The following is an 18403-nucleotide window of genomic DNA, read 5'->3' as shown; positions in this document are numbered from 1 at the left end:
GCCCACAGCGCGTGGCTCAGGGCTGGTGGCGGTGGGCGAGCGCTTCGTACGACGCGGAGAGGGCCGGGGCCGCCGTCTCGTACGTGCGCTGGGCGACGCCTATGAAGAGGCAGTCGACGACCAGGAGCTGGCTCGTGCGGGAGGACATCGCGGCGGGGCGCAGTTCGCTCTCCCGGGCCGTGGACGTGGTCAGGATGTAGTCGGCGTAGGAGGCGATCTCGCCGTCGGGGCGACCGGTGATGGCGATGGTGGTCGCGCCGTGGTCGAAGGCCACTCGCAGGGGCTCGATGACATCGGTGGTGCGGCCGGAGTGGGTGATGGCGATGGCGACGTCACCCGTCCGCATCTGCACCGCGTTGGTGACGGCGAGGTGCGGGTCCGCGTGCGCGTGGGCGATCAGGCCGATGCGGAGGAGCTTCTGGGCGAGGTCCTGGCCGACGAGGTTGGACGCACCGATGCCGTACACATCGATGCGGCGGGCCCCGGCGAGCGCGGCGACGGCGGCTTCGAGCTGGGTGACGTCCAGCGCGGCCGCGGTGTCCGCCAGGCACTGCTGCTCCTCCTGCGCCAGCTTCGCCACGACGTCGACGAGGGAGTCGTCGACCGCTATGTCCGCGGTCACGGCGGGTGCGCCGCCGGCCGCCTGCTGCGCGGCGAGCGCGGCGAGCGCGAGCCGGAGGTCGCGGTAGCCCGGATAGCCCAGCAGCCGGGACGTGCGCACGACGGTGGCTTCGCTGGTGCCGGTGCGCTCCGCGAGGCCGGTGACGGTGAGCGCGGCGCAGCCGGCCGGGTCGCTGGCGACGGTCTCGGCGACCCGCTGCATGGAGCGGGTCATCGTCGGCGCGAGCGTCCGGACCTTGGCGGCGAGCGCCGCGGGGGCGGGTGGGGCGGGGGTCGGTCGGGTCTCGACGGGCACCGCCTTGAAAGTTTCCTTCACGCTGCTACTCACGCTTGAAAAGTAATTTCATCCATCGTTCCGCGTCAATCCCCTCCGTGAGGGTTGTGGACAGCGCGCGGGAGCCGCGGCGGGGGCTGTGGACAACGCCGGGCGCCTGCGGGCGGTCGGGAGACAATGGGGGACATGGAGCTGGAACAGGCATTGCATGCCGCGCGGGCGCTGGTGCTCGCCGACCTGATGGCGGACGACGTGGCCGATGCCGACATCGTCTCGCTCGTGGAGGACGCGGTCGTTCACCGCCGGTGGTGGGTGGAACAATGGCCTGAAGGCGCGGAGTTCGTCGCAGGACTGATAGCGCAGGACGTCCAGGACGCCCTCCTGGAGCGGTACGGCCGCTGGCCGCTGTGCCCCGTGTGCACGGAGTCGGGCGATCCCCATTCCCTCGACGTCGAACCGGAGTTGGGGCCCGACCCGCACTGGGTCTGTCCCAAGACGGCGGTCGCGGTGGCCCGGGTCGGCCGGTTGCGTGCCCCGGTGGAAGGCTGAGGTACGGGGTGCGGAGTCGCATGGTGCCGAGGCGCCCGGCGTCGGAGGCCGTGGCGTTGCGCGGCACGGCGCTCGGGCGGTGCCGGGCGTCTGGATGGGTGGTGCTCGGGTGGGTGGCGTCGGGGTGTATCCCGACGCGGAGGGCCGGTGTGGCGATGCGGCCGGAGTGGTGACATGGCGGTCCTCATCGATCCGCCCATTTGGCCGGGGCACGGCCGCATGTGGTCACATCTGGTCAGCGATCAGTCCTTCGACGAGTTGCACGTTTTCGCGGCCGGGCTCGGCATCCCGCGCCGGGCGTTCGAGCGGGACCACTACGACCTGCCGGCCGACCGCTACGACGACGCGGTGCGCGCCGGAGCGGTGGAGGTCGGCAGCAAGGAGTTGCTGCGGCGGCTGACGGCGGCCGGTCTGCGCAGACCGAAGCACCGACCGGCGCCGGAGCCGGAGCCGTAGCCGAGAAGGCCCCTGCCGCTCGTTCGTCCCCCGGCGTAGTTCCTTCGTAGCCCCTTTGTGCCCCTTTCCCTGGTCCCCGTACGGCCCGTTGCGGCGCGTCGTGACGGCGGCCGGATGGCGCGCCCCCGCACGATGGGCCTGACCGCGCGCCGTACCGATGTCGCCGCGCCGATGCCCCCATCCGCAGCGGCGCACCGACAGTGGCGCACCGACATTGGCGCGCCGAACAGAGGCGGAACAGCGGCGGAACAGTGGCGCGTCGAAAGGCGTACCGAGGCGTACCGAGGCGTGCCTAAGGCGTACCGAAAGGGGACCCCATGACAGCCAGCGCACCGCGCAGAGAACCGGTCACCGAGCTCGACCCCAACTACAGCAGCGAGGACGCCAAGCGGATCGCCTGGTCCGCGGCCGTCGGAGGCATGACCGAGGCGGAGATCTTCTGGCTCAGCACCGTCCGGCCGGACGGCCGCCCGCACGTCACCCCGCTGCTCGCCGTCTGGGCGGACGACGCCCTCCACTTCTGCACCGGCCCCGGCGAACGCAAGGCCAAGAACCTCGCCGCCAACGCGCACTGCGCACTGACCACCTCCACGGCCGGCGGCAACGATCTGCACGCAGGGCTCGATGTGGTCGTCGAGGGCGAAGCGGTACAGGTCGGCGATGAGGCGACGCTGCGCCGACTGGCCGAGTTGTATGTGGAGAAGTACGGCAGCGACTGGCAGTTCGAGGTCCGCGACGGCGCGTTCCACGGGCAGGGCGGCCGCGCCGTCGTCTTCCGCGTCGAGCCCAGCACGGCCTTCGGCTTCGGGCGGGGTGAGTCGGAGTACAGCCAGACGCGCTGGAGGTTCGACGGCGGGGCGTGACCGGGGCGGCCGGCTCGTTCCGCCGCCCCGATGGCTCGGTGACTCATCCCGCTGCCTCGATGGCTCGGTTACTCGCCCGGCCGCCCCGATGGCCCGGCGATCCGCCTGGCCGGCCCGCTGGTCGATGGCCCGGAGGCGTGGTGGCTCAGCTCTGGTCGGCGGTCTCCTTCGCCGGCACTGCCGGCGCCGAGGACGCGACGAGCCGGGAGGCGGACGTCGTGCGGTGCAGCCGGAAGGCGACGGCGGTGGTGAGGACGGCCGCCGCCGCCAGGCCCGCGCCCGTCCAGGCCACGGCCGGGTAGCCCCAGTGCGCGCCGATGACCAGACCGCCGAGCCAGGGGCCGAGGGTGTTGCCGATGTTGAAGGCGGCGGTGGTGGTCGCACCGGCCAGCGTCGGCGCGGCGTTCGCGACGTTGAACATCCGGGCGTTGAGGGCCGGGGCGGTGGTGAACGCGGTCACCCCGAGCATCAGCGAGAGCGCGACGGCGGCGAAGGGGTTGTGCGCGGTCAGCGCCAGCAGGGTCAGCACGACGGTGGAGGCGGCGATACCGCCGAAGAGCGTCCCGAAGAGGTGCGCATCGGCGATCCGGCCGCCGATGAACGTGCCGATCAGCGCGCCGACGCCGAAGAGCGCGAGCACCGTCGGCACCCAGCTCTCGGCGAGGCCGGCGGTGTCGGTCAGCAGCGGCGAGAGGTACGAGAAGAGCGCGAAGACCGCGGCACCGTTCAGGGCCGTCGCGGTCAGCGCCAGCCAGACCTGGGCGTCCTTGTAGATGGCGAGCTCGCGGCGCAGCTGCGGACGGTCGTCACCGGTGGGCACGGACGTCCGCGGCACCAGTGCGACGACTCCGACCAGGCCGACCGCGGCGAGCCCGGCCACCGCCCAGAAGGCGGCGCGCCAACCGGCGTGCTGGCCGAGCAGCGCACCGGCCGGGACACCGGCGATATTGGCGATGCTCAGGCCGCCGACCATGACGGCCATCGCCCGGGCCCGCGCGGTCACCGGCACCAGCGACACGGCGACCGCCGCGCCGACTGCCCAGAAGCCGGCGCAGGCCAGCGCGCTGATCACCCGCGAGGCGAACAGCACGCCGTAGGACGGCGCCAGCGCGCCCGCCACCTGGCCGAGGCCGAAGACGGCGAGCAGGGCGATCAGCGTCGTACGGCGCGGGAGCCGGAGCGTGGCTCCGGCGAGCACCGGGGCACCGACCACCATGCCGATCGCGAAGGCGGAGACCAGCAGACCGGCCTGCGGGATGGAGACCTCCAGGTCACGGGCGAGTGGCTGGAGGATGCCGGAGAGCATGAACTCGCTGGTGCCCAAGGCGAAGACCGACAGGCCGAGGACGAAGACGGCGATGGGGAGGCGGGCGCGATCGGAGGGTGCGGGTGCTGGCATGTCAGCTACCAACCACGGTAGGACGCCTTACATTCCCGGTGAGCGGAACGGCCGGACGTGACCTTGGCCATGCCGGAGTGTCGTGGCCGCGCCGCAGCGCCGCGGCCATGCCGGAGCGCCGTGGCCGTGCCCGCAGTGCCGTAGCCATGCCGTGCCTGGAGCGGATTGGAGCGGACCGGACTGGACCGGATCGAACCAACCGGACCGGAATGAGTCAGACCGGACCGGAGTCGATCGGGCCGGACCGGCGCCGAGTGGACCTGCTCAGGTCGGATCTGAGCAGGTCGGACCGGCTGTCAGTGGCCGCCCGTAAGGTGCCGGGCATGGGACTGACGGGGGAGTGCGGGCGGTGCGGGGGCGCATGGCGGCCGCTGGTGGAGATCCACGAGCGGGGGGTGCCGCATGGGGCGGGGGCCGGCCACGGCCAGGTCCACGACTACGCGCGAATACTTGAGTGCCCTGGCTGCGGGCACGGGGTGCTGTACGTGTTCAGCCATGACTGCTGGCTCCAGCCGTGGGAGACCGACGAGCCGTGGGACATGGACTGGACCTGGCGGCTGGAGCCGGACGACCTGGCGCGGCTGCGGGAGGGGTTGGCGGACTGTCCGGACCCGCTGTCCAGCCGGTGCGGGTGCGCCGCGCACGCCGCCCTGCGCGACGAGCGCCGGGCGAGCGTGAGCGAGAACGGGGCGAGGGTGGTGCTCGGTGAGGGCCGACTGCCGCTGGTGCGCCGGCGGTCCGGGGGCTCGCCGGATGGCCCCGGCGCGGAGCAGTGACGTCCCACCGGTGCCGTAGGCGCCGCGGCCGGGGGCTCAACCGCCCAGCAGGTCCAGCTCCGTGGTGAGGTTGCGGCGCGCCAGGTGCTCCCAGCGGTCGTAGCCCATCGGGGTCCTGAACAGCCGTGACAGGGTGAGGAGTTGCCGGAGGACGGCGGAGCGGCCGGCGGTGAAGTCGGCGTCGGGCACGAAGGCGTACTCGGCCCGGATCGCGGCGGCGTAGGCGGCGTAGTCGTCGGGTGACCCGGCGAGCACCGCGAGATCGGCGTCGCAGAGCACCTCGCCGTCGGGGTCGTCGGGCTCCGGGTCGTGCGTCACGGTGAGCCGCACCAGGCGGGCGACCTCGGCGGTGCGGGCGGCGCCGATGCCCAGCTCGGGCAGTGCCCGCTCTGCGAGGGCCGCGCTGCGTTCCTCGTTCTCGGAGCGGTCCGGGCGGTAGACCGCGTCGTGGAACCACGCGGCCAGTTGGACGACGGCCAAGTCATCGGCGTGACCGGCCAGTTCGTCGATGCGGGTGAGGACCGCGGACAGGTGCGCGACGGTGTGGTAGTGGCGCTGCGGCTCGCTCCACCGGGAGAGCAGGTTGTCCGCGTACGGGGCGGGGTCGGGGGCCGGTGCTCCTCCGGGGGGCGTGGCCTTCGTGCGGCCGCGGGCGTCGGCGATGGTGGCGGCCCAGCGCCGACGCAGTTCCGGTGCCGGGTCGGTGGCGTCTGCCGTACGGGACACGGGGGTCATGCGAATCATTGTGCCCTGGGCGCGGCCAGCCCGTACGCTGGAGATTGGACTAGACCTGTTGTCGGTGTGTGGGGCATCGGACTCCCGCGCCGCATCGTCATCGAAGGATTGGGGTCATATGAGCAAGCGCGCGCTCCTGGAGGTGATCGCGCTCGGGTCGGAGGACGCGGTCGCCGCCCAGGCCGGCGGTGCCGACCGCCTGGAACTCGTCACCGATATCGCGGCCGACGGGCTCACGCCCTCCAGAGCCACCTTCGCGGCGATCCGGGCTGCCGTCGACATCCCGCTGCGGGTGATGCTGCGGGCCACCGACGGGTTCGCGGCCGGCGACCTGGAGGCGCTGTGCGAGGAGGCGGCGGCGCTGCGTGCGGAGGGCGCCGAGGAGTTCGTGCTCGGATTCCTGCGGCCGGACGGCAGCCCGGACCTCGACGCGGTGGCGGCGCTCGCCGAGGTGATCGGCGGCTGCCGGTGGACCTTCCACCGGGCCATCGACCGGGCCGCCGACCGCGATGCGCTGCGCAAGGAGCTGGCGGGGGCGGCCGGTGCCGCGGGCCTCGACACCTATCTGACGGCCGGCGACGCCCGGGGCGTCGAGGCGGGGCTACCCGTGCTGCTCGCCGAACAGGCGCGCACGGCCATGGCCGAGCCCGGCTACGCGCCGCGGATCCTGGTGGGCGGTGGACTCGCGCTCGGCCATCTGCCGGCGCTGTGCGCGGCCGGCCTCGACGCCTTCCACATCGGCGGCGCCGCCCGGCCGGCCGGCTGGCAGGCGCCGGTGGACGCGGCGGCGGTCCGGGAGTGGCGGGAGGCGTTGGACCGGGTGGTGGTCTAAGGCTCTAAGGGTTGCTCAGGAAGGCCCGTCCGGGCGGGAAAAGGGTTGGGCGGGGTGATGCGCGAGCCGGTAGCCTGCGGGCGGCCGTGAAACCGTCCGAGGAGGTGAGACCCATGAACGAGGTATCCGTGTGGGTGCTCCCTCTCTTCGTCACGGTCGGGCGATTGACGTAGGTGTCGCCGGGAGCGCCGCAGCAACAAGGCACTCCCGAAAGGCAACTACCTGTGAACTCCCTGCATTTCACGGCCGAGTCGTCGTCGAACGGCATGGTCGAGCGCGACTTCACCGTGGGCGAGGTCCCCGGCGTGCTCTGGTCGCCCGCATCCGGCGCCGATCGCGCGCCCCTGGTACTGATGGGGCACGGTGGCGGCACGCACAAGAAGGCACCGGCGATGGCGGGCCGTGCGCACCGCCTCGTGACCGAGTGCGGCTTCCACATCGCCGTCATCGACGCGCCCGGTCACGGCGACCGGCCGCGCACCGCGCACGACGAGCAGGAGATCGCCGCGCTGTACCGGGCGAGGGCGGCGGGCGAGCCGGAAGGCCCGATCGTCGTCCGCTACAACGCCCACCTGGCCGAGCGCGCCGTACCCGAGTGGCAGGCGACCCTGGACGCCCTCCAGGAACTTCCGGAGATCGGCGCCGAAGGGCCGGTCGGCTACTTCGGCCTGAACATGGGCACCGCGATCGGAGTGCCGCTGGTGGCGATCGAACCCAGGATCACCGCCGCGCTCCTCGGCCTCCACTGGCCCGATCGCCTGGCCGAAGCGGCGAAGCGGATCACCATCCCGATCGAGTTCGTGCTCCAGTGGGACGACGAGCACATACCGCGCCGGTCCGGTCTCGCGCTGTTCGACGCCTTCGCCTCGAAGGAGAAGACGTTGCACGCCAACGCGGGCAAGCACAAGGAACTGCCCAGGTTCGAGGTCGACAGCGCGGTCCGGTTCTTCGCCCGGCACCTCGGCCGAACGGTCACTCCGCCGGCCTGACGTGAGCGGTATCGGTGCCCGGCGCCCGGCTTGCCCGGTCGGGCGCCGGTACCGCGGGCCACCGTGGAATCCAGAGGACCCGCCCGGCCCAAGCGGCCCAACCGGACCACCGATCCGGACCACCGATCCAGACCACCGAACCAGGCCGGATTGATCACGGCTTGTGGTTCGAGTCAGTCGGCACGGAGCAGGGTGTGCAGCTCGGCGGTGTCGATGGTCTACGCGGCACGTATCGGCGGACCAGCTGCGATCTGCGGGCTTCAGCGGCGAGTTGCGGTGTGTCATGAGTGGCGGTTGCGGTGTGTCATGAGTGGCTACGGCCCAGCTCCGGCTCGCGCTGCGGCGTGTGGTCGTGTCGGGGAAGCAGGAGCGGGGTGGCCAGGATGAGCAGTCCCGCGACCGTGAGAGCGGAGCGCGGGCCGGTGACGTCGGCGAGCAGCCCGCCGAGCGCGGTGAGGACGGCGATGGACGCCTGCTGGCCGATCGACCAGGCCGACAGGGTGCGGGCGACGAGATGCTTGGGGGTGTGTTCGAGCCGGTAGGTGGCGAGCACCGGGGTGTACAGGCTCATGTTGACGATGATCGCCAGCTCGACGGCCATCACGGTGACGAGGCCGACGACGCCGGGACGGACGAAGGCCAGGCCGATCAGCCAGATGGCGCGCAGGGTGCCGACGATCCGGAAAACCCTGTGCCGGCCGTAGCGGGCCACGACACGGCGGGCCAGCCGGGAGCCGATGAGTCCGCCGACACAGGGGGCGGCGAAGGCGAGGGCGTACTGCCAGGGTGGGAACCCGAGCTGGCGAAGCAGGAGCACGGCCAGCAGCGGCTCGGTGGCCATGATCAGACCGCCGACGAGCACTTGGTTGAGGTAGAGCGCCCGCAAACCGGGATGGCCCATGATGTGTCGCCAGCCGTCGAGCAGTGCGCCCGCCCGGACCGGGCTCTTGCCGGTTGGTTGCGGTGCTTCTTCTCGGCCGCGAATCGCGGTGATGCTCAGCGCGGAGAGCAGGTAGCTGAGCGCGTCGGCCAGCACGGTGACGACCGGCCCGAACAGGCCGATCGCCGCCCCGCCCAGCGGTGGCCCGACCGCGATGGAGCTCCAGTTCGTGGACTCGAACCGCGCGTTGGCCACGAGCAGGTCATCCGGCCGGACGAGGGCCTTGAGGTAGGCGCCGCTGGCCGCGTTGAAGGCGATCTTGGCTGCGGCGGCCACGGCCGAGATCACGAGCAGCTGGACGAAACCGAGCCAACCCAAGGCGTAGGCGACCGGGATCGTCGCCATGGCCGCGAACCGGGTCAGGTCCATCGCGATCATGACCGGGCGCTTGCGCCGAAACTCCACCCACGGCGCGAGCGGCAGCGCGATCAGCGCGCCCACCGCAGGCCCCACCGCGGACAGCGCGGACACCTCGGCGGGTCCGGCATGCAACGCCAGCACGGCGATCAGCGGGAACGCCCCGAACCCCAGCCCGGACCCATAGGCGCTCACCGCATACGCCGCCCACAGCCAGCCGAACTGCCGGCCCAACGGTCTCCTGCCCACCATGCTCAGCGCGCCCCCTTGATGTCCCACCGATGTCCCACCCGAACAAACCGACGTTGACCGGTGAGAGCTAAGCGAGCGGCACAACAGCGGGTCAAACAACTGCCCTGCCCGCAATTCACAACCATCCGTTGTTCACTAAGGTGGATCGGCGTGGATCTCGAATCCGTACGTACCTTCGTCGCCGTCGCGGACGCGGGCCAGTTCCAGGTAGCCGCCGCCGACCTGTCGATCACCCAGCAGGCCGTCTCCAAGCGCATCGCCGCGCTGGAGAGAGACCTGGGTGTGCGCCTTTTCATCCGCACCGCCCGCGGCGCCCGGCTCACCATCGACGGCCAGGCATTCCTGCCCCACGCCCGTGAACTTCTCCGGGTGGCGGAGCGGGCTGACGCGTCCGTCCGTCCTGGCCGCCGCGCGCTACGCGTCGATGTCGTCAACCGGCGGATCGTGACGGCGGGGCTCCTCCAGGACTTCTACCGCATGCACCCGGAGATCGAACTGGATGTCGTGACCCTGGACGCCGACGTCGAGGGCGCGATCGCCGCTGTCGAAGCCGGGACGATCGACGTCACCTTCCACGCGGTTCCCCCGCGGCAGCACCTACCAGACGTGATCAACACCGCTGGAGTGATCGACGAGCCGCACCAACTGCTCATCGGACCGCGCCACCCGCTCGCCAACGCCCGTGCCGTGACGCCGGGGCAACTCGCCGGACACCGCATCTGGATGCCCGGCCTGGACGCCCGCGGCGAGGTGGCCGCCTACTACGACGAACTCGCCACCGCCTTCGGCGTCACGATCGACGTGGTAGGGCCCGTCTTCGGGAACGAGGCACTGCTGGATGAGATCGCCGACTCTTCGGACCTGGGGACCCTGGTCGGCGAAGGCTCGCGGTATCTGTGGCCGGACAGCTACGACCTGCGGCGCATACCGATACGCAACCCGACTCCGGTCTACCCGCTGTCACTGATCTGGCGCGACGACAACCCCCATCCCGCGCTCGTCGAACTTCGCCGCTACCTCGACTCCAGACGAACGGACTCACCCGATGCCAACGTCTGGAGGCCGAAATGGGAACAACGAGCCGCCCCGAGGCCATGAGCCAAGAGGCCGTAAGCAGGAGGCCGTAGGTAGGAGGTCATCAGCAGGAGGTCATAGGCAAGAGGCGCACGTCATCGGCTTCCTGCACCGGTGAGTCGGCCCGTAGGGGGCGGGGGAACACATCCCGTAGGGGATGCGCGCGCCCCCTGCGGGGCCACAACGGGATGGGGGAGGAGGGTATTCCCGTCAGGGCAGGGTCACGGCTCCACCACCCGGCGCCCCGTCAGCTCTTCCGGGAGCGGTGCCGCATGGACCACCGTCAGGCCCGATACCGGTCGGGTCAGGCATACGTACAGGCGGCGCAGCCCGGTCCGCTCGTCCGGTTCGCCGTCGACGACGGCCGAGGGCTCGTCCAGGACCACGTAGTCGTACTCCAGGCCCTTGGCGAGCGTGGCCGGCACCAGCGTCAGCCGGGACTCGGCCGAGGTCTCCTCGCCGGGCGCCAGGCAGGTCACACCGGCCGCCTCCAGGGCCGCGCGCAGTGCCGGAATGCGGGCCTCCGCCGCGATCAGGCCGATCGAGCCCTCCTTCGCCAACGCGTCGTCGCAGGCCGCGAGCGTCGCCGCGGTCAGGTCGGCGGATGCGACCGTACGGATCTCGAAGTCGCCCGCCGATTCGCGGATCGAGGTCGCCTCCGTCAGATCGGGAGCGATGGCGGGCAGCAGCCGGGACGCGTACGCGATCACCTCGCGCGGTACCCGGAAGCCCTGGGTGAGCTCCTCGACGGCCGAACCGGGCTTGCCCAGGTGGGCCAGCGCCTCCTCCCAGGTGTCGGTCGCCCAGGGGGTGGTGCCCTGGGCGATGTCGCCGAGGACGGTCGCCGAGCCCGTCGTGCAGCGGCGGCCGACCGCGCGGTACTGCATGGGGGAGAGGTCCTGCGCCTCGTCCAGGACCACATGGCCGAGCGAGTGGGTACGTTCGACCAGGTCCATCGCCTCGTCGATCAACACCGCATCGGCGGACGACCACTTGGCGCCCTTCACGCTGCGGGCCGGCTTGGCCCACAGGATCGTCTTCTGCTCCTCGGGCGTCAGGATCCCCTCCGCCTGCTCGGCGAGGAAGTCCGCGTCACCCAGCAGCCGCAGCACCAGCTTCGCCGGATCCACCACCGGCCAGACCGCCTTGACCACGGCCTTCACCGCGGCATTACGGGCCACCGCGTCCTGCACCCGGTCGTCCGGCGCCTCACCGGCCTGCTCCATGCGGACCAGCACGGTGTGTGCGATCCGCTGGGGGAGCGCCTCGCGGGCCGCCCCGTAGCGGATGTCGCGGTCCCTCAACTCCTGGACGATCTCTTCGAGTTCATACGCCGGCACCCGCCAGCGGCGCGAGCCGCGGACGACCACGCACGGCTCCACGGGCATCGAGATGTGCGACCGGACGGCCCGACGCAGGACCTCGGCCATCCGCGCGTCGCCCTTGACCATGGCCGCGGCGGCCTCGTCCGTGGCGCGCACCTCCACATGCCCCACCAGGTCGTCGACCGTGGCCTGCTTGACCTCCAACTCGCCGAGGGCCGGCAGGACCTGCTCGATGTAGTGCAGGAACGAACGGTTGGGGCCGATGACGAGGGTGCCGGCGCGGGCCAGCCGCTCGCGGTGCGCATAGAGCAGGTACGCGACCCGGTGGAGGCCCACCGCGGTCTTCCCCGTACCCGGAGCCCCCTGGACGCAGACCGTGCCGCCGATGCCGGCGCGCACGATCTCGTCCTGCTCGGGCTGGATGGTGGCGACGATGTCCCGCATCGGGCCGACGCGCGGACGCTCGATCTCCGTCTGGAGGAGCCGGCTGGTACGGGCCTCCCCGGCGGAGCCGGAGATCGTCGCCGCCGCCTGGTCCGTGAGGTGTTCGTCCTCGTACGCGGTCAACTCGCCGCCCGTGTAACCGAATCGGCGGCGCAGCCTGAGGTCCATCGGGTCCTTCTTGGAGGCCCGGTAGAACGGCTGGGACACCGGGGCGCGCCAGTCGATGACCATCGGGTCGCCGTCGCCGTCGTGCACATGGCGTCGCCCGATGTAGAAGTTCTCCCCGGAGGCGCCCTCGGCGCGGTCGATGCCCGGTGCGTGGAGGTAGTCGAGGCGGCCGAAGAAGAGCGGGGTGTGCGAGAGGTCGGCGAGTGCCTTGATGCGGGCGTCGATCTCGCCCTGGAGGACCTTGGCGTTGACCCAGTTCGCGGTCACGTCGGCGATGTTGAGGTTCTCGGCGTCCTCGCGCATGGCGCGGAGCGCGGCACGGGACGCGGCGAGGTGAGCCTGCTCGCGCTCCAGGGGGGCGTCACCGCCCTGGTCGTCGTGATGACCGCCCTGGTGGTCATGGCGGCCTTCGGCGGGCAGCGCGGGCGGTGCGGGGTGGTGGGCGTGCGAGGGCACGGCGTTGCCTCCGGTGGCAGGTACTGCGGCGGGCGCGCGGCGTGAGGGCGGGCGCGGCAGGCCGGTGTCGGTGCGCGGTGCAGGTCGGGCTCCGCGCGGGTCAGCGGCGTGAAGCGAAGAGCCGACCGGTTTCCGACCGGGCGGCGGCACTCCTCGGCGGGAGGCAGGCAGACGCGCGATTGTAGTCAGCGGCAGAGGGCGGCGCCAACGCATTTCCGGCGCCTTCGGCGGCCGCACCCGGAGGGGACGACCCTGAGGGCCGTCGGTCTCCCGTAGGGGATGGGGTGGGCCTGGAGATGGACGTCCGGCCCCCTGAGGATGGACCCATGGACCGATGTGCTGCATTCGCGTGAATCCCATCATGGAGACATGAGCAGCGCAGCGATTCCACCAGCCTCCGTACCGTCCGCCGCATTCCACCCGACCAAGGGCGCCACCGCCCTCGGCCCCGACGCCGTCCGTGGCGCGGCGTCCGCGCACGGGCACCGCCACCTCCTGGGCAACGCCCTCCGCGCGGTCACGGTCTTCGGCAAGGCCGCCTTCAGCGTCGTCGTCATGGGCGAGTACGCCGAGGACGTCCCCGGTGACCGTCAGGCCGGCCACCGGACCGAACGCCGGCCCGACCGCCACCGCTAACCGCCGGGCCGACCAGCACCGTTAGCCGCCGGGCCGACCAGCACCGTTAGCCGCACGGCCAATGAGCCGTACAGCCTTACGCGCACCGCACCGCACCGCACCCGTATGTGCACCGCACCGTTCGGTCGAACTCCGCGCGATCGTGATCGGAAGACCGACCCCCAGCTGACTCTCGTCGACTTCGCGTCGACTACGCGTCGACATCCGGATGACCGGAAATCGTTACGGACGATCGGCTCCGGTCGACTAGCGTCACCGCAGAGCGCGCAGGGTGACGAGGAGGGGACGACGGTGTCTGCCGCCGACGGGACGCGGACGTGGAGAAGCAGAAGTGCCTGGGCCCTGAGCGCCGCGAGCCCCCGCCGGCTGGTGCTCGCCGCGGCGCTGCTCGTGGCGTCGTTCGCCGGACTGTGGGTGCTGCACCAGGTCCAGCCGCTGTCGATGTCGGACATAGCGGTCTACCGCGCCGAGGGCGAGGCCGCCGCGGCCGGCGGTGATCTCTACGGCTTCACGGTCACCGAGTGGGCCCTTCCGGCCACCTACCCGCCCTTCGCCGCCCTGCTCTTCATCCCCACGACCTGGCTCCCGCTCGGCACCCTCACGGCCGTCTGCGTACTGGTCAACGCGGCATTCCTCGTCCTGCTGATCCACCTCTCCTGCAAGGCCGCCGGCCTGCGCCGGGCCGCCCGCAGCGCACCCACCCTGCTCGCCGCCACCGCGCTCGGCCTCTGGCTGGAGCCGGTCTTCCAGACCCTCGCCTTCGGCCAGATCAACCTCGCCCTGACCTGCCTGGTCCTCTGGGATCTGTCCCGCCCGGACGGTGCGCGCGGCAAGGGCTTCGCCACCGGGATCGCGGCCGGCATCAAGCTCACCCCGGCGATCTTCGCCGTCTACCTCCTGATCACCGGTCGGGTGAGGGCCGCGTGCACCGCCCTCGCCGGGTTCCTGGTCTCGGTGCTGCTGGGCTGGCTGGTGCTGCCGGAGGCCAGCGTCGAGTTCTGGACCCGCCGGATGTTCGAGACCGACCGGGTCGGCAAGGTCTGGATAGTCGACAACCAGTCCCTCCAGGGACTGATCAGCCGCCTCCTGCACGACCCCGAGCCGGGCCTGCTGTGGGCGGTGCCGGCGCTGCTGACCGCGGTGGCCGGGCTGTGGGCCGCCCGGCGCGTCTGTCTGCGGCGCGGCCTGGACGGCTGGGGCGTCCTGGCCACCGCCGTCACCGCGCTGCTGGTGTCCCCGATCAGCTGGTCCCACCACTGGGTCTGGTGCGTCCCGCTGCTCATCGCGCTCGCCGCCCACACCCGGCGCAGCCCCTGGAGGCGGGCGCTGCTGGCCGTCGTCACCCTCGCCTTCACCGTCCGCACGATGTGGATCGTGCCGCACGCCGGCTACCTCGACCTGCACTTCTCCTGGTGGCAGCAGCTGCTCGCCGCCCCGTACCCGCTGCTCGGCCTCGCCCTGCTGGTGGCCCTGTTCTGCCGGACGTTCCGGACCACCGATGGCCCCGGCGCCCCCGGCAGCATCCCCGCACCCAGGACGGACCAGGACCTGCCCGCACGGACGGCGGCCAGCTGAGCACCCGGACCCGTACCGGACCAGGACCGGAACCGGGCCCGGCCCCGTACCGAAACGAGGCCCGGACCTGCCCGTACGCACCCGACGAGCTGAGCGCCCGGCCTCAGACGTCCTCGTCCGCCGCCAACAGCTCGTCCGCGTCCACGATCCGGTACGCGTACCCCTGCTCGGCCAGGAAGCGCTGGCGGTGGGCGGCGAAGTCCTGGTCGATGGTGTCCCTGGCGACCACCGAGTAGAACCGCGCCTCGTGCCCGTCCGCCTTGGGGCGCAGCACCCGGCCCAGCCGCTGCGCCTCCTCCTGCCGCGAACCGAACGTCCCCGACACCTGGATCGCGACCGTGGCCTCGGGAAGGTCGATCGAGAAGTTCGCCACCTTCGACACGACGAGCACCGAGATCTTCCCCTCCCGGAACGCGTCGAAGAGCTTCTCCCGCTGGGCGTTGGTGGTCTCGCCCTTGATCACCGGCGCGTTCAGGTGCTCGCCGAGCTCGTCCAGCTGGTCGATGTACTGGCCGATGACCAGCGTCTGCTGGCCCTGGTGCCGACGGACCAGCGCCTCGGTCACCGAGCGCTTGCTGTCGGTGGTCGCACAGAAGCGGTACTTCTCCTCGGTCTCCGCGGTCGCGTACGCCAGCCGCTCGGAGTCCGTGAGGTTGACGCGGACCTCGACGCAGTCGGCGGGCGCGATGTACCCCTGTGCCTCGATCTCCTTCCACGGGGCGTCGAACCGCTTGGGCCCGATGAGCGAGAAGACGTCCGACTCACGGCCGTCCTCGCGCACCAGCGTCGCGGTGAGCCCCAGCCGCCGGCGCGCCTGGAGGTCGGCGGTGAACTTGAAGACCGGTGCCGGCAGCAGGTGCACCTCGTCGTAGACGATCAGGCCCCAGTCCCGGGAGTCGAACAGTTCCAGGTGCGGATAGACGCCCTTCCGCTTGGTCGTCAGCACCTGGTACGTGGCGATGGTGACCGGCCGGATCTCCTTCCGCGTGCCGCTGTACTCGCCGATCTCGTCCTCGGTCAGCGAGGTCCGCCGCACCAGCTCGTGCTTCCACTGCCGGGCCGAGACCGTGTTCGTCACCAGGATCAGCGTGGTGGCCTTCGCCTGCGCCATCGCACCGGCCCCCACCAGCGTCTTTCCCGCACCACACGGCAGTACGACGACACCCGAGCCGCCGTGCCAGAAGCCCTCCACGGCGTGCTGCTGGTACGGCCGCAGCGCCCAACCGTCCTCGCGCAGCTCGATCGGATGTGCCTCGCCGTCCACGTAGCCGGCCAGGTCCTCGGCCGGCCAGCCCAGCTTCAGCAGCGTCTGCTTGATCTGCCCGCGCTCGGAGGGGTGCACGATCACGCTGTCCGGGTCGATCCGCGCCCCGACCAGGGGCTGCACCTTCTTCGACCGGAGGATCTCCTCCAGCACCGGCCGGTCGGTGCTGGTCAGCACCAGCCCGTGGGCGGGGTGCTTGATCAGCGTCAGCCGGCCGTACCGGGCCATCGTCTCCGCGACGTCGACGAGCAGCGCATGCGGCACCGGGTACCGCGAGTACTGCACCAGCGCGTCCACGACCTGCTCGGCGTCGTGACCGGCGGCCCGGGCGTTCCACAGCCCGAGCGGCGTCACCCGGTACGTGTGGATGTGCTCCGGCGCCCGCTCCAGCTCGGCGAACGGCGCGATGGCCCGCCGACAGGCGTCCGCCAGCTCGTGGTCCACCTCCAGGAGCAGCGTTTTGTCGCTCTGGACGATCAGGCAGGACACACATACCTCCACGGATAGGGTCGCCTCGTGACAAGTGAAACACCCGAAGCGTCTATTCCGGCCCGGGCTCTGCCCCGGGCCCGGCGCCGGAAGGGCGTCCCGGCCAGCGCGCCGGGCATGCGCGCAGCTATCTATATTCGCCTATCGCGCGAAACCGAGGAAAGCACTTCTCCAGAGCGCCAGCGGGCGGCCTGTGAGGCGCTGTGCGAGGCGCGCGGGTGGAAGATCGTCGCGATAGAGGAAGACATCGATGTCTCCGGCTACTCGCGCGGGCTGGACCGTCCCGGCCTTCAGCGGATCTTGGCCCGCCTCACGGAATTCGACGTGATCGTGTTCTTCAAGATCGACCGTCTCGCACGGTCAACGGTGGACTTCGCCGAGATCATGAAGATCACGCAGAACGGAGGCGTCGCGCTCGCCTCAGCCAGCGAGCCCCTGGACCTCACCTCCTCCATGGGCCGCGCCATGGCGAAGGTGATCGCCGTCTTCGCCGAGCTGGAATCCGACACCATCGGCATGCGCGTATCCAACGCACACGAGCACCTGCGCCGGGAAGGCCGCTGGACCGGCGGACGCGTCCCGTACGGCTATCAGGCCGCCCCCAACCCCGACGGTCCGGGCCGCATCCTGGTGGTGAACCCGGATGAGGCGAAGACGGTCCGCAAGATCGCGGAACGGGTTCTCAACAAGGACTCGCTCATGAAGATCGCAACGGATCTGAGCAAGTCCGACGTCCCGTCGCCGGGGCACTCGTCACGCCGGTCCACCGGCAAACGCAGCGACTCGAAGCAGTGGTACACGAGCACGCTCAAGAGCCTCCTCACCAACCCGCAGCTCCTCGGGCAGGTCATCGAGGACGGCAAGCCGATCCTCCGTACCGACGGGCTTCCGCTGGTCACGCGTCCGCCGATCCTGGACATGGACACCTGGCAAGCGTTGCAGGACGAGCTGAAGCGGCGGGCCGGGACAGGCGACCAGCGCCGTCACGGCACGTCCCTGCTCCGTGCCGTCCTGTACTGCGGTGTGTGCCACTCCCGCATGTACACGTACACGTCCAAGGGGAAGCTCCGCTATCGCTGCATCGGACGCCTGAAACAACGGCAGCGCACCGGCGAACAGGGCGCGTGCTACGGCCCGTCCGTCCCGGCGGAACACACCGAGGCGCACGTGGCGGATCTGTTCCTTGAGAAGGTCGGCCGGGCGGAAGTCGTGCACATGGTGGAGCATGCGGGCGAGGACTTCCGTCCGCAGATCCGGCAGGCCGAGGAAGCGCTCAACGACCTCGAAAAGGACCGGTACGGGCGCGGGCTGTTCAAGGGGGAAGACGGCGCGAAGCGCTACGCCGACCAGTACGCCAAGCTGGAGGATCGGCTCGCCTCACTCAAGGACATGCAACGCGACGCCAAGCCCGCCGGTGTGGAGGCGGTGCCCACCGGTCGGACATACGGCGACCTGTGGAAGGCCGCGAGTGTGGAGGGCAAGAGGAATCTCCTCCTGGACGCCGGGGCATACGTGGAAGTGGCCCCGGCGAAGCGGGGAGCACGCAAGATGGACACATCTCGTCTCGCTGTCTCCTTCGGGGAGGACGGCAGGATCCGCCGCGCGGGCGCGGATGGTAAGGACGTGGAGGAGGCTGCCCTGGAACTTCCGGCGGACATGTCCTCGGCGGAGGCCAAGGACCTCCTCCCCAGCACCCGCTAGGACCGAGTGGCGGGGTCGTGCCGACCGGCGCCAGTGAGTTCCCTGCCGCCGGGCCATGCGATGGCTCAAGAAGAGCCCGACATTTGGTTGGGCCAAGCGCGGCGATGACCGGTACTTGAGCCCCCGCCCCGGCCGCGGAAACCTGGACGGTCGAGCAGCCGGGGCGGGTGACAACCGCAGGGAATTCCCTGCGGGCCTACGGGCCATGTCTCGACGGTATGGCGGCGT

Annotated in this window: 16 protein-coding genes; 10 read left to right on the top strand and 6 right to left on the bottom strand. The window is 71.3% G+C overall.

Annotation, left to right across the window (positions count from 1 at the left end; translation table 11 throughout):
• Positions 1 to 16: 16 nt before the first annotated feature.
• Positions 17 to 916, bottom strand: a complete 900-nt coding sequence (locus tag AB0C96_RS31410) for a MurR/RpiR family transcriptional regulator (protein WP_362922164.1) — start codon at positions 914 to 916, stop codon at positions 17 to 19.
• 165 nt (positions 917 to 1081) lie between these two features.
• Here AB0C96_RS31410 and AB0C96_RS31405 point away from each other — a divergent pair, with 165 nt between their 5' ends.
• The 3 genes from AB0C96_RS31405 (at position 1082) to AB0C96_RS31395 (ending at position 2763) form a co-directional block, all read left to right on the top strand.
• Entirely contained in the window at positions 1082 to 1444 is a 363-nt protein-coding gene (locus AB0C96_RS31405; RefSeq protein WP_362922075.1) for a hypothetical protein, read from the top strand.
• 174 nt (positions 1445 to 1618) lie between these two features.
• Complete coding sequence (locus AB0C96_RS31400) at positions 1619 to 1900, top strand: DUF4031 domain-containing protein (protein WP_362922074.1); 282 nt, start codon at positions 1619 to 1621, stop codon at positions 1898 to 1900.
• A gap of 317 nt (positions 1901 to 2217) precedes the next feature.
• The gene (locus AB0C96_RS31395) at positions 2218 to 2763 is read left to right on the top strand and encodes a pyridoxamine 5'-phosphate oxidase family protein (RefSeq protein WP_362922073.1); all 546 of its coding nucleotides are present in this window, start codon (positions 2218 to 2220) and stop codon (positions 2761 to 2763) included.
• 145 nt (positions 2764 to 2908) lie between these two features.
• Here AB0C96_RS31395 and AB0C96_RS31390 read toward each other — a convergent pair whose 3' ends face one another.
• Entirely contained in the window at positions 2909 to 4162 is a 1254-nt protein-coding gene (locus AB0C96_RS31390) for a Cmx/CmrA family chloramphenicol efflux MFS transporter (protein WP_362922071.1), read from the bottom strand.
• Between the two features lie 323 nt (positions 4163 to 4485).
• Between AB0C96_RS31390 and AB0C96_RS31385 the strand changes: the two genes are divergently transcribed.
• Positions 4486 to 4938, top strand: coding sequence for a hypothetical protein (locus AB0C96_RS31385; RefSeq protein ID WP_362922070.1), 453 nt, complete (start codon positions 4486 to 4488; stop codon positions 4936 to 4938).
• A gap of 36 nt (positions 4939 to 4974) precedes the next feature.
• Here AB0C96_RS31385 and AB0C96_RS31380 read toward each other — a convergent pair whose 3' ends face one another.
• Entirely contained in the window at positions 4975 to 5673 is a 699-nt protein-coding gene (locus AB0C96_RS31380) for a hypothetical protein (RefSeq protein ID WP_362922068.1), read from the bottom strand.
• A gap of 118 nt (positions 5674 to 5791) precedes the next feature.
• Here AB0C96_RS31380 and AB0C96_RS31375 point away from each other — a divergent pair, with 118 nt between their 5' ends.
• Together AB0C96_RS31375 and AB0C96_RS31370 are read left to right on the top strand one after the other, a co-directional pair.
• Entirely contained in the window at positions 5792 to 6505 is a 714-nt protein-coding gene (locus AB0C96_RS31375; protein WP_362922066.1) for a copper homeostasis protein CutC, read from the top strand.
• Positions 6506 to 6729: 224 nt separating this feature from the next.
• A complete protein-coding gene (locus AB0C96_RS31370) occupies positions 6730 to 7494 on the top strand; it encodes an alpha/beta hydrolase (protein WP_362922065.1) in 765 nt (254 codons plus the stop codon).
• A 304-nt stretch (positions 7495 to 7798) separates the two neighbouring features.
• On the opposite strand, the gene AB0C96_RS31365 is transcribed toward AB0C96_RS31370, so the two are convergent.
• On the bottom strand, positions 7799 to 9043 hold the full coding sequence (locus tag AB0C96_RS31365; RefSeq protein WP_362922063.1) for an MFS transporter: 1245 nt from the start codon (positions 9041 to 9043) through the stop codon (positions 7799 to 7801).
• 150 nt (positions 9044 to 9193) lie between these two features.
• Between AB0C96_RS31365 and AB0C96_RS31360 the strand changes: the two genes are divergently transcribed.
• A complete protein-coding gene (locus AB0C96_RS31360; protein ID WP_362922062.1) occupies positions 9194 to 10141 on the top strand; it encodes a LysR family transcriptional regulator in 948 nt (315 codons plus the stop codon).
• Positions 10142 to 10338: 197 nt separating this feature from the next.
• Here AB0C96_RS31360 and AB0C96_RS31355 read toward each other — a convergent pair whose 3' ends face one another.
• The gene (locus AB0C96_RS31355; RefSeq protein ID WP_362922162.1) at positions 10339 to 12408 is read right to left on the bottom strand and encodes an AAA family ATPase; all 2070 of its coding nucleotides are present in this window, start codon (positions 12406 to 12408) and stop codon (positions 10339 to 10341) included.
• Positions 12409 to 12879: 471 nt separating this feature from the next.
• Between AB0C96_RS31355 and AB0C96_RS31350 the strand changes: the two genes are divergently transcribed.
• Positions 12880 to 13146, top strand: coding sequence for a hypothetical protein (locus AB0C96_RS31350; RefSeq protein WP_362922060.1), 267 nt, complete (start codon positions 12880 to 12882; stop codon positions 13144 to 13146).
• 291 nt (positions 13147 to 13437) lie between these two features.
• Positions 13438 to 14721: a glycosyltransferase 87 family protein gene (locus AB0C96_RS31345; protein WP_362922058.1), complete on the top strand. Its 1284-nt coding sequence runs from the start codon at positions 13438 to 13440 to the stop codon at positions 14719 to 14721.
• A 103-nt stretch (positions 14722 to 14824) separates the two neighbouring features.
• On the opposite strand, the gene AB0C96_RS31340 is transcribed toward AB0C96_RS31345, so the two are convergent.
• On the bottom strand, positions 14825 to 16474 hold the full coding sequence (locus AB0C96_RS31340; protein ID WP_362922057.1) for a DNA repair helicase XPB: 1650 nt from the start codon (positions 16472 to 16474) through the stop codon (positions 14825 to 14827).
• A 117-nt stretch (positions 16475 to 16591) separates the two neighbouring features.
• Here AB0C96_RS31340 and AB0C96_RS31335 point away from each other — a divergent pair, with 117 nt between their 5' ends.
• Complete coding sequence (locus AB0C96_RS31335; RefSeq protein ID WP_362922056.1) at positions 16592 to 18175, top strand: recombinase family protein; 1584 nt, start codon at positions 16592 to 16594, stop codon at positions 18173 to 18175.
• Positions 18176 to 18403: the final 228 nt, after the last annotated feature.

Origin of the sequence: Streptomyces sp. NPDC048506 (assembly GCF_040651315.1) — a bacterium.
Lineage (GTDB): Bacteria > Actinomycetota > Actinomycetes > Streptomycetales > Streptomycetaceae > Streptomyces.
This window is presented reverse-complemented; position numbering and strand designations above follow the sequence as displayed.